The organism is Spiribacter vilamensis (assembly GCF_004217415.1).
In the GTDB taxonomy this organism is placed as follows: domain Bacteria; phylum Pseudomonadota; class Gammaproteobacteria; order Nitrococcales; family Nitrococcaceae; genus Spiribacter; species Spiribacter vilamensis.
The window spans coordinates 980601-992911 of sequence record NZ_SHLI01000001.1; the positions used below are offsets into that span (position 1 = coordinate 980601).

Here is a 12311-nt window from a genome sequence, read left to right on the forward strand (position 1 = left end):
CTGTGGAGATTTTTGTGTGTGAGCCGCTCCATTGATTTCAGGCTTCAAGGATAAACCGGTCTTCGAACTGGATGGCGAGCTGCGTCTTAGCAGCATGCCACTGGACGAGCGGTTGGTTCCGTAAGCTTCTCTTTTAAGCGACACCTACCTTGACAGACAGCGCTCCCCCTCAACTGATTATCGCTTTATAGAAACTCGACTTATGAAAATCTCTCCGAAAAGCTCGCATAATTGTCGTCAACTCTGAACTCGACCTCGTTGCCCAGTGCTTCGAAATGCGCCTCACCGCACTTGATCTTCGCCTTCTCCGTCGGGCGTAGCGCATCGTAGAAGAGACTCCCTTTCGACTCCACGACGAAGTACAGGCGTTCTTGGCCATCAGTATCGACTACGACTGCCCAATCCGGATTGTACGCACCGAGCGGTGTATCGATATGGAACCAGGGTGGCAATTTGGCGTAGACCTTGATTTCGTCGTTGCGCTCGAACGCCTCCGCGAAGTTCGCCTCCACGTCGGAGTCGTAGACCACGTGGTCATACACGGACTTCTCGCTCTCGATCATGTTTCGACTGAGATACCCGAACAGTTCTTCCTGTTCAAACAGCTCTTGGGCGTAGAACTGATCGTCGCCGAGCTTCTGATACTTGATGCCATCCACGATGAACAGCTCCATTTGGCGGCGGATGATCTCCTGCACCTGCTCAACGAACTTCTGTGGGTTACCCCGGAAGTCACTCAGGCGCTCGCTCCGAACCAGGATCTCCACCAATGTGCGCCGAGTCAGGTTCGTCTCGTTCTGCAGGAAGCCGACGATATCGGGTAGCTGGAAGTCCCGGGCATCGTAGGTTGCGGGGGTCTCTTTCACCGCCTCAGCATCCACGCCTCCTCGCGTCACATCCAGGCGGGCGGTGCGCGTCACGAAACGGGCTTTGCCCACGCGAAGGTTATCGCGAATCTCCTCGGCACACCGCTCTATCAAGGCTTGTACGTCAAAGTCCACCCGATAGGTCGTGTGGTGTTTGATTCGGTCCCAGAGAGCCTTGAAGTCATCACTCAGGTAGACGGCTTTATTGAGCTTTACCTGGCGCCGATCATCCTTGTTCTGGATATGTAGCCGACCGGCCAACTTACGCAGCACTGCGGTAATTGAATCGGCGTGCTCGGACGCCTGCTCTGGGAGTGACACTTCGCCAGTCTTTAAATCCCGCCGCAGGTCATCCTGCACTTTGCCGTTGGCGTCGATATAGCCCTGATCACGCAGGTGGGCCCAGACGGTTTCTGACGCTTCAACCCCGAAGTAACCGGATTCACCTTCCTGAGTTTCCACGGGGATTCCCGCGAACATGTGCTTCTCAACAACCCCAAAGCGAATGCCCTCCTCCCTTTCGATCTCGGACTGGAGCTGTTTAGCGAAGTCCTCGTAGGACTCATTGGCCATGACGGTCAGCGTATTAACATCAAAGCCGTGCACCCGCTCACCGTCCTGGTTTACGGCCAGGCGAAGGCCTCGGCCGATCTCCTGGCGTTTTTTCATGGTGGACTGCGTCTCGTTGAGCGTGCAGATCTGGAAGACGTTCGGGTTGTCCCACCCCTCCTTGAGAGCCGAGTGGGAGAAGATAAACTTGAGCCGTACCTCAAAGCTCAGTAGCCGCTCCTTGTCCTGCATAATAAGCTGATAGGCGCCTTCATCGGCTTGGGTCTGCCCTTCGCCGCGGGAGTCCTTCAGACGCGCCTCCCCCTTGGCATCCTTCTTCTTATCTTGGGCGAAATAGCCGTTGTGCACGTCGCGGGCCTCAGTTTCCAGATCCACCTCACCAAACAGGCTCTGGTACTTGGGCTTTCGAGCAGCACGCAGGTACTCCTCCTCGAAAATCCGGGCATACTTTCCAGGTTGAGGGTTGCCGTCCTCGTCGTACGTCTTGTAGTTGGCAACGCGATCAATAAAGAAGAGGCTGAGCACTTTGATACCACGAGGCTGTAGCTTCAGCTCCTTCTCCAGGTGCTCCTCGATGGTCTTGCGGATCTGCAGCCGTTTGTACTCATCCTCATCCACCTGCCCGATGGCTTGGCCAAGACGAACAATGTCCGGCTGGCTCGTGAAGCTGACGTACTCGTTGCCCGGCTCGCAGTAAATGTCTTCGATGATGTAACCATCGTAGACGCTACGGCCGCCACTGGTATCCAGTAGATCTTCCCCACTGCGCACCCACTTCGCCTTGCGCGCCACTTTGCCGCCTTTCTGAAGCAGATCCAGCTCGAGCCTGGCGCGAATCGGGCTCTTGCGATTATCTACCTCCAGCAGCTTCACGTAGGCCTTGTTATGACTATCCTGAACTTCGATACCAGAGACCTCGATTTGCTTGACGAGCTTGCGCTCGTAGGCATCCACCGAATCGAGCCGATAGAGCATATGGTGCTTGTCCAGATGAGTCGCCGAGTACCGCAGCGTGCAAAGCGGGTTTAACGAGCGTATGGCCTCCCGGCTCTTCTCCGTGCTCGCCACACTTTGAGGCTCGTCGATAATGACAACGGGGTTCGTGGCCTGGATGAATTCGATGGGCTTGTTACCGGTCATGCGGTCGTGAGGACGATGGATAATATTCGCCTTGTCCTCTTTCTCCGAGTCCTCAAAACTGCGCCGAAAGGCGTCGATATTGATCACCATGATCTGGATCGTGTCGCTGGTGGCAAAGTTGCGGACCTGGCCGAGCTTCTGTGAGTCATACACGAAGTAATCGAACGGAGTGTTGTCGTAGAGGCCCTTGAAGTGCGGCTCCGTCATCTGGAGTGACTTATATACGCCCTCCTTGATGGCCACGGACGGCACCACAACGATGAACTTAGTAAAATCGTAACGATGATTCAGCTCGAAGACCGAGCGCAGGTACACATACGTCTTACCCGTGCCTGTCTCCATCTCCACCGTGAAATCCAGCGTATCTAGCTCGGTCGACGGGGCAACACCGTTGCGGAGTTGGATGTCTCGCACGTTCTCCAAGACATCTTCGTCCAAGAGGCGAAGCCGGTTTCCCACTCCCAGATCACCACTCTCCTGGCCGAAATTCATGGCCATCTGTGGCTCACCCTGCAACGGCGCGACGGTGAAGTTGGTCTGGCACACCTCCTGGCCTTCGAACAAATGCGTGACGGCGTCGATTGCCTCGCGCTGGTAGTCCAGACTGCCATCAAACTGAATCTTCATTTCTGACTCTCTTCTGCGTCACCACCACTAAGCTGAGCTCCCTTGCGGGCCAGGTCTTCCAAAGCTCGCATTGTGTCCTCCTCACCCTTGGCTTCTTTCAGAGAGCGGCGCCGCTCATCGAACTGGGCATATTCGTCACGAGCCTTCTGGTCCGCCACACTCTTGCGCACGCTCCCGTGGCCACTCAAGACATCACGGTCATTGAACTCCAGGAACTGGTCGAGCTTCTCCTGCCAGTCGTTGATGAACACCTGACGGCGGCGCCTCGCCTGATCTTCGGCGAAGTCCAGCCACATGGTGACGATGCGGTTCAGCTCGTTGATTTCATCTGCATTGAGGTAGTTTTTTGCCACAGTCACATCCGCTGAGCGAACCTCCCCACCCTTCCAGCTCGTGAGCCCCATATTGGGTGAAGCGTGATCAGCACGTCTGTGGATTAACTCCGGCGCCGTCTGGCCGGTCGCCGCGTAGTGGAGCTTATTCTGGACGTGCTGGAAGAAGCGCTGGGTTTCCTTGGCGCTGGGCTCATAGTCCGCGGCCAAGGCAAATATCTCTCGCACCCGCAGATACATCCGACGCTCGCTGGCGCGGATGTCGCGGATGCGTTCCAGTAGTTCGTCGAAGTAGTCGGGCACGCCAGGGCCGGGCGGGTTCTTGAGTCGCTCATCATCCATGGCGAAACCCTTGATCAGGTATTCCCGCAGTCGGTCCGTGGCCCAACGGCGGAACTGGGTACCCCGTTGACTCCGCACCCGATAGCCCACGGCAAGAATGGCATCCAAACTGTAGTGCTTAACCCTGTATCGCTTGCCGTCCGGTCCAGTAGTCAAGTAATCCTTGATAACTGCCGAGCGATCTAACTCGCCTTCTTCCAAGAGGTTCCGCAGGTGCAGGCTGATGTTCTGTTTGCTGGTCTGATAGAGCTCGGCAATGAGCGCCTGGCTCAACCAGATGGTGTCATCCTCGAAACGGCATTCGACCCGGGTCGACCCATCCTCACTCTGGTAGACGAAGAACTCGCCTCTAGACGAGGCGACATCGTCGTCCGGCCTTTCGCTACCTTCCTCACTCATGCGATCTCTCCCCGATCAAAGACTCTTTACGTCTTCGATGCCCGCTTGGCGCAGGATCTGTACGGTATTGGTCTTCACCACATCGTCGGCAAAGCCCGCATCCTTGAACACGACACGCATCACCTCGGGGGTTAGCTCGTCCTTAAGCGCCGCGATGCCCTTGACCACATCTAGATTGACGTCGTCGGCCAGGCAGACGACCAGCGCTCCGGCACCGATGAGGAAGACCGTTCTGCCGGCGATGTCGCGCTCTTTGATAGGTACGGCTAGGTCTAAGCCGTACTTAAGCAGTAGTTCGTGGAGTACGTCACGTTGCGTTCGTTTAGGCTTAATGCTGTTGATGCTACCAAAAAGGGAAGCCTCTATTTCATCTTCTTTCGGATCCCAAGGAACAATATTGCTAGCACTAAGCTTAAGCACTTTGAAACCCATGTCACGTCGATAAGACGCGCCCTCAGAAGCATTGTCCACATCTATGCGTTCAACAACTCGGCGCACTCTTTCTCTACACACCTCAGCAACCGTACTCATTCCAAGTGAAGCTGCGGCTTTGCCGTGCGGAACCTCCTCATTTATTGGCTCAGGAAGCTGAACCATAAGAAAGCGTCCAGCTTGATGATTTAATACAGCATGAGCTGTCGAACCAGATCCTGCAAAAAAATCAAGGCAAAGATCATCATCTTTGACTCCGGCAAGTTGTAGCATGCGCAGAATGAGGCTTGTCGGCTTCGTTGTGTCAAAAGGGACTTTTCCATCAAACAACGCCTTAAGCTCGTCAGAGGCCTTACGGGTAGTACCGGCGTCACGAGCAAACCAAATTGACTCCGGCGGTCGTCCTTCTTGTCTATATAGGTAAATTTTTCTAACAATTCGGCTTTCATCCTTAGAAAAAACTACTTCACCGCTTTTTATCTTTTCCTCCATCTTTTCTTTACTCCACCGCCATCCATTCTCCGGTGGATCTATCGTTTTTCCAGAAGGTGTCGTCAATTGATATATCAGGTTAGGTCGGTAAAGTGCGTTCCTCACGTCCCCTGCTCGCCAAGCACCATTTGAGTCGTCATCAGGATTCGAATAGTTCTTATTATCTTCCTCAGACCTAGGAAGCGAGTGAAGCTGAAAGTTATCGCTTTTCCTAAAGCAGAGAACATAATTGTGATGCAAAGAAAATATCCCGCTGTATCCTTTAGGTTGAACGCTGTGCTGCCACACGACACAAGCTACTTCATTCTCTTCACCAAAAATCTCTCCCATAATTTTTCTAAGATTTTCTATCTCATTATCATCTATCGAGACGAATATAATCCCATCATCCCGAAGCAGGTTGCGCGCTAGCCGCAGTCGCGGGTACATCATGTTCAGCCAGTTGGTGTGATACCGGCCGGAGGACTCGGAGTTGGCCGAAACTTTAAAGCCTTGGTCGTCAATCTGTCCCGTGTAGCGCAAGTAGGTGTCCAGGTTGTCCTGAAACCGGTCGGGGTAGATAAACTCCCCGCCCGTGTTGTAGGGCGGATCGATGTAAATCATCTTCACCTGCTTGTGGTACGACTTCTGAAGAAGCTTAAGCACCTCTAGGTTGTCGCCCTCAATGAACAGGTTCTGAGTGGTGTCCCAGTTGACCGACTCCTCCGGGCAGGGGCGCAGGGTCCCGGCGGACGGAGTCTGCGCAATCTGGCGGGCGCGTGCCTTGCCGTGCCAGCTAAAGCTGTAACGCTCGCGCTCATCCTCCACATAGTCGCCCAAAATCTGCCGTAGGGCGTCGAAATCCACCTTCCAGCGCGAGCCATCCCGATCAGATCCTTCCGCGAACGCATCGGGGAACAGTTCGCGGAGCTTGTCGATGTTTTCCTGAACGATGTCCGGCGAGGCGCCGTCTTGCTTCGGGTCCAGCTTATCCATGATCTCTCTTGCTCTCGTTTATAGCCCGGCGGTCGCTAGCTGTAGCTGTTGTTCGAGCTGCTTGATACGGGTATTGACCTCAACCTGCCGGTTGAAGCGGGTTTCCTTCTTGATCTCGGCCCGCAGCCGGGAGATTTCCCCTTCCAACCGGTGGCACTCGGTCAGCGTTTCGCGTCGCTGCTTTTGCTGCTCGGGTCGGGAAGGCACGCGAAAGGTGCCGTTCAATCGAGCGCAGGCCAGAGCAAGCAGCCTCTGGTGCCAACCGTCATATAGGGCGTAGTAATGTGACTGGGGCTGCTGGCGCAACGTCAGGCTTTGCAGAAACGCCTGTTCGATTGCCTCCGGCGCCTCGTGATCCATCCAGGCGGTAGTTTGGATCTCTTCGGCCACCACCGCCCCACGTTCTGCTCGACTGGCACGCTTATGGGCCGTGCTCACCACAAGCCCATTACTTTGCATGAGTATTAGTAACAGGGGGTACGGAATCGCCCGATGAATGATCTCGGCGAGGCGCTGAGCGCGCTTGGCATCTCGGAGCTCAACCTCAATCACCGCCAGCTCCGAATAATCCCGCTCGTCGTCCTGGTAAACGCTGACAGGCAACGTGCTTGGCTTGAGGGTGTACTGCCAGGTCACCGTCTCCACGTCATCCGTAAATGCCCGACGGTCCGCCGCTGATAGTTCTGCGTTCTCGAAGAAGAGCTTCTTGTACACCCGTTTTCCCAGGTAAGCGGCCTCGGGCAAGGCGAGGTGTTCGTACACTTGAAGCATCAGTTGGCCCCAGCGCCGTCCAGAACGATCAGATAACTCACCACTTCGAAGTCGTCCATCCCCTGGAAGCTATCACGGCTGATCACCGTCCCGCCGGGCTCAAACAAGCTCTCCACTCCGCGCTCCTCGGCTTTGCCGGTCACGGCGGCCACAGCCTGCGCCAGAAGCGCGCGGTAGTGGGCCATGTCCCAACCGTCACTTGTCGCGTGATTGAGCCGAGAGACGGCGCGCTCGTCCGGGCGGCTGCGCCCAAGGGTCAGGCGTTTCAACTGGTCCAGAACGCGCCGCGTATGCGTGCAGTTGAGCCGTACCTCGCCGTTGTCACCCACATAGACAAGGTAGTGGGGTGCCAAGGGGTATGTGGGGTCACCGTGGACGCGGGCGTTCATGTTGCGGAGGCAGAAGATCGCCCCGGGGCCCAAGTCCTCGCTCTCGATGAGATCGTCGATGGTCGTAACGGCGAATGCCCCCAACGACATGCGTTCGAGCTGCTCCCCGTGCTGCTTGAGGTATTCACCCAGATCCATCCGGTAGTCATTGAGCGTGAGGTCCGTGATGGAAATACCATCAGAAAGGTCTTCGATGCTGGGTACGTCATTCTGAAGCTGGTGGAGCTGGCGACGGCGATACTCCAGATCGTTCATCGCGTCGCCTTCGGCGTACTCTATGACGTTCTCTTCGCCGGTGGCGGAGATATCCAGAAGCACCATCCGCCCGGCGACACGGGCCTCCAGGTCGATGTACTCATCCAACTCCAAATTGGGCCAGAAGTTCGTGAGCTGGATCACCTCGTTTCTCGATCCAAGTCGATCGATGCGGCCGAAGCGTTGGATAATTCGTACCGGGTTCCAGTGAATGTCGTAGTTCACCAGGAAATCGCAGTCCTGAAGATTCTGCCCCTCGGAGATGCAATCTGTCGCAATGAGGATATCGATCTCTAGTTGCCCCTCGGCGCCCCGCTCTTTCGACAAGGGCGAGAATGCGGTGAGGATGGAGGGGATGTCGCGCCGAAGACCCGGCACGGTGCTGCGATTACCGTGGCTGTGCCCGGTGACCTTCCCTGCGCGCAGCCCCAGTGTTTCCAACGCCCAATCGGCGATCTGCCCGTAGAGGTACTCCGCGGTATCAGCAAACGCGGTAAACACCAATACTTTGTTGTTCCCCGGATTAAAGGGATTCGCCCCCTTCTCCCGCACCTGCTCTTTGAGCTGTTCCAGCTTGGCATCGCGCTCCGCGGAGACGTCCCGTGCTTCACGCAAAAGTTTTACAAGCTGCGCCTCATCTTCCTCGAGGTCCTGCCGCCAGCGCACGCGGTCCACATCCTGGATGAGCACCTTGACCTTGTTCCCCACCAGGTAAGGGTCGAAGGCTTCGTCTTCCACTTCGATGCCTTCAATACTCCACTCTTCGATGTCTGTGGCGTCGTGGTTGTCGAGCTTGTCTTTCAGATCCCGGACGCCACCCAGAAGCTTCTCTACCGTCAGCGCAAAGGCGTGGATGGAGCTCTCCATGCGTTTGAGCATATTCACCCGCATGAGATGAATCAGGCTTTCCTCGCGGTCCTTCTGCTTAAAGATAGAGCCACCGGACACCTGCATGTCGTACTTCCGGCTGTACTCCTCGAGCTTCTCCGGGAGGACGTAGCGCAATGGAGCGTAGGCGCTAAGGTGGAGCCGCCGGATATCGCGATTGATTTCGCGAAGCTCCGGGAATTGCCCCTGCAGGTCAATTGGCGGGTAGAGGTTCCTGGGTGGCCGGCGCCGAGGGAAGGCGCCGATCTCGCCCATGTCGTAGTACTTCTCGATGTGCTTACGGGACCGAGCGATCGTCAGTCTGTCCAGAAGGCTGAAATAGTCGAAGTTCAAGGCCTCAAGAAGATGCCCCGTCTTCCGGCGCTCGTCGCTTTCACGTAACCAGGCGTTAAAGCGCCTCTGGGCTTTTCCGAGCGTCGTGTCAATACTCGCAATGCCCTCGGGATAGAGCGCGTCATCGCGCCCCTCGGTAATGAAGGCGATCTGGTTCTTGAGGTCGTTCATCCGGTTATTCACCGGTGTGGCCGAAAGCATGAGGACCTTCGTCTTAACACCGGCCTGGATGATGTCGCGCATCAGTCGGCCGTAGCGGGTCAGCCCATCCTTCCGGGGCGGGTTGTTCCGGAAATTGTGGGATTCATCGATGACGACAAGATCGTAATTGCCCCAGTTAACGGTCTCGAGGTTGATCTCACCGGACATGCCTCCTTCTCGGGAGAGGTCCGTGTGGTTGAGAACGTCGAAGTTGAATCGGTCTTCCGCGAGCAGGTTCCGGGTATCGTTGACTGTGTAGAGGGCCCAGTTCTCGCGCAGCTTCTTCGGAGCCAGAACCAGAACTCTGTCGTTGCGGAGCTCGTAGTACTTAATGATCGCCAGTGCCTCGAACGTCTTCCCGAGGCCGACGCTGTCGGCGAGGATGCATCCATTAAAGCGCTCGATCTTGTCGATTGCTCCCAGCACGCCGTCTCTCTGGAACCGATACAGCTTATTCCAGACCCGGGTGTCCTTGATGCCGGTCCGGGTTTTGATGATGTTCTCTTCGTCGAGCTCGCCCAGGTAGTCCTGGAATAGGTTGTGCAAGGTCAGAAAGTAGATGAGCTCCGGAGCCTTCGTCGAGTACAAATCGTGGAGATGATCCAAAAGGGAAGCCTTCGCATCGCCTCCCTCTGCCGCTTCGTCCCAGATGGCGTTGAACCACTCAAGTAGCTGCGCGGCTTCCGCATCGCTCTGCACCAGAGTATTCATGAGATAGGCATTCGAAGTCACAACGCCAAGCCCTGAAGTCGTCAGCGCGGAACTGCCGTGAACAGCGAACTTCGTGCCGTCCGCGTTCCCGGCATAGAACAAATTGTGCGCTGGCGTCGCCTTCGTACTGCGAACCTCCGCTCGTTCTTCAATCCACTTGGTACAGCGACGAGCGACTGCAGCGGTATCCAGTCGGTTTCGTAGTCGTCGGTCTGCCTCACCGTCATTGATACAAACTGCAAGTCTCAGATGATCCTCACCAGACTGTTCGGGCAATAGCAGCCGCGTTAGAGCCGTGCGCTCTAACGCCTGCTTCACGGCGAAGTAGGCGTGCACGGAGAAGTCACCAGAGAGGCACGATAGCCTCCCTCCCTTCTTGATACCGGTATCCAATGCCTCTTGGACTGTGCCGTGCCTTCGGTTGTCTATGAGCATCACACCCCCAAGGTCCAATCTAATCTCAGCCGATAAAATCGCATGCTGCATTGAAACGACATATATATCGAGCCGTACGTCCAGCGCAGAATCACTTCGCTCACTCCGGACCAAACAAACAAGACGCCGATAAGAGAACCTTCAAGTGGAACCCGATTTTCGGACCAGGTGAGAAGTAAAGATTCAGAGCCTATCTGTTAGGTCCCAGACGATTGCATTGACAGCTGGCGAGTGAATCCCAGCATTAAGCTCATAGCCGCCGATAGTGCTCTCGGATCATTTCCGCCATCAATTTTCGTCGGTCGCTGAGGAATTCCTTATAGTTAGCCGCAGATACTTCAGCTATAGATTCAGGAATCGCATTTTCAACCAGATTCACTCGAAGGTTGTCGGAATCTCTGATCTCACCCAGCTTCAGCTGGCCAGTACGGCACTGCTCTTTGAGCCATGCCATATACTCCTTTGGCGGATGATCTTTGATCTTGATGTTGATCGGCGTCTCTGTCAGCGCCAGGTTTGCGACCTGATTGTAGTCGCCCGATTTCGGGTATCCATTGTTAATTAGGTGGTTCTTCGGAACGATGTGGTGTAGATCACCATGTCCTTCAATCATTTGGGCTACGGTAACTGATTTTGAAAGGAATCCGCGCCCCTTAGTAGCCACCCTCGCAGCGAGGTAGATTTGGAATGCAGGACTTCGCTTGCTGGGTGTGATTAATTGCTGAGGTAGTGCCACCCGCCAAAAACCATCGCCGAGCTCGGACTCTTCAAGCATTGCCAAGTAATCTGCAGCGCCATGTTCCGCGATGCGACGCAGATCCATCTCCCAAGTCGACTCAAAGGCGCCGACCGCCCGGCCTGTGAGTAGGGTCATAACAAACCAGCGTTTAACCAGCCGTGAGCGCTCACCCTCGACCAGGGAATGATCTTGTCGCAAGCGTAGATAGAGCGCGTAGGCAAAGTTGAGGGCGTTCTTCGAACCAATCATGCTGGCGTCAATAAACCCAGCTGATTTGATCATCATGACAAAGCCCTCAAGGTAAGTACGCCTTACTATTGCGTCAAGCGCATCACTGAATCGCTCGTAAGCATCAGGAATTCGGGACTCATCGATTTTACGCGTCTCAGGGTCCAGTCCAGACAGCTCACTGACAATCGCTGCGGCCTTGCCTCGGCTGAACCCCACCAGACCTGCTATGCGTATGACATCTGTATACTGAGGTTGAAATAGCTCGTCAGACTGGTCTTTTAGCCATTCGATCTTTTTGATGTGCTCCGTCGAGGAGAACTCCGTATCATTTTGAGAGATGTCTTCGAAGGCGTGCCCCGCAACCGCAAGATGGCAGAAGTAGTCAATCAGCTTCCGAAGGTTGCGACCCTCATCTCCATAGGTTGCGATCTTGCTCATCACGAAATCCGCGCTCGATAGAGGAACACCCTTTGCGTTGATCCGAACAAATATCTCGGCCACAGTCTCAACATCGAGATCGTCAGCCAGCGAGATCACGCCGATCTGGGCATGCTCAATCCCCGCCAGGTTTGTAAACGTCTTCTCAACCGTCTCCTGATCAACATCGGGGTTGCGCCCGAAGTACTCTTTCAGGAACGACAGCTGACTCTTGGCGGAGAAAAACGTCGAGATGTCGTGTACCCACTGGTTACTGTGTGCAATCGCTGGCGTCTTGGTCGCAAACTCCTCCGTTAACGGGTTGAAAGAGATAGCAATGCGCTGCTTCTGGTAGCGGTTTCCCACCACCTTCTGGCCGGCGATTGCTGCCCTCAAGGCGCTTACACGCTGCTGCCCATCAATAAGAATCTGCTGATGTGCAGCCACCTGACCGCCTTTGAGTTTGGCGCCCACTGACTGCCACGTGATCAGGTACCCCACCGGATAGCCGTTGTAGAGAGAGTCCATGAGGTCACGGACCTGCGACGTCTTCCAGACAAAGGGACGCTGCAGCTCTGGAATCGCGATTTTATCGCTGCGCACGTCCGATAGCACCTGGCTAATCGCGGTTTGTTTGACCTCATATTTGGCCATCTAACGTATCCCTTCGCGGTTGATGCCTACCGGTAAATGGATCTATTTCTGTAGACGAGGATTGACCTGAACGACCTAAACACCAGCTTGTTGTGTAGGCTCTAGATGAGCG

Annotated in this window: 6 protein-coding genes; all 6 read right to left on the minus strand. The window is 55.3% G+C overall.

The genetic code is table 11. The annotated features are described in order from the left end of the window. Nucleotides 1-200: 200 nt before the first annotated feature. Complete coding sequence (locus EV698_RS04895) at nucleotides 201-3203, minus strand: type III restriction-modification system endonuclease (protein WP_130503008.1); 3003 nt, start codon at nucleotides 3201-3203, stop codon at nucleotides 201-203. Next, nucleotides 3200-4276, minus strand: a complete 1077-nt coding sequence (locus tag EV698_RS04900; protein ID WP_130503009.1) for a virulence RhuM family protein — start codon at nucleotides 4274-4276, stop codon at nucleotides 3200-3202. The genes EV698_RS04895 and EV698_RS04900 overlap by 4 nt, the downstream gene beginning before the upstream one ends. A 15-nt stretch (nucleotides 4277-4291) precedes the next feature. Next, entirely contained in the window at nucleotides 4292-6175 is a 1884-nt protein-coding gene (locus tag EV698_RS04905) for a site-specific DNA-methyltransferase (RefSeq protein ID WP_130503010.1), read from the minus strand. 18 nt (nucleotides 6176-6193) lie between these two features. Beyond that, a complete protein-coding gene (locus EV698_RS04910) occupies nucleotides 6194-6946 on the minus strand; it encodes a DUF4391 domain-containing protein (protein ID WP_130503011.1) in 753 nt (250 codons plus the stop codon). Next, nucleotides 6946-10059: a helicase-related protein gene (locus EV698_RS04915; protein ID WP_239016209.1), complete on the minus strand. Its 3114-nt coding sequence runs from the start codon at nucleotides 10057-10059 to the stop codon at nucleotides 6946-6948. The genes EV698_RS04910 and EV698_RS04915 overlap by 1 nt, the downstream gene beginning before the upstream one ends. A 349-nt stretch (nucleotides 10060-10408) precedes the next feature. Continuing rightward, complete coding sequence (locus EV698_RS04920; protein ID WP_130503013.1) at nucleotides 10409-12199, minus strand: GmrSD restriction endonuclease domain-containing protein; 1791 nt, start codon at nucleotides 12197-12199, stop codon at nucleotides 10409-10411. Nucleotides 12200-12311 lie beyond the last annotated feature (112 nt).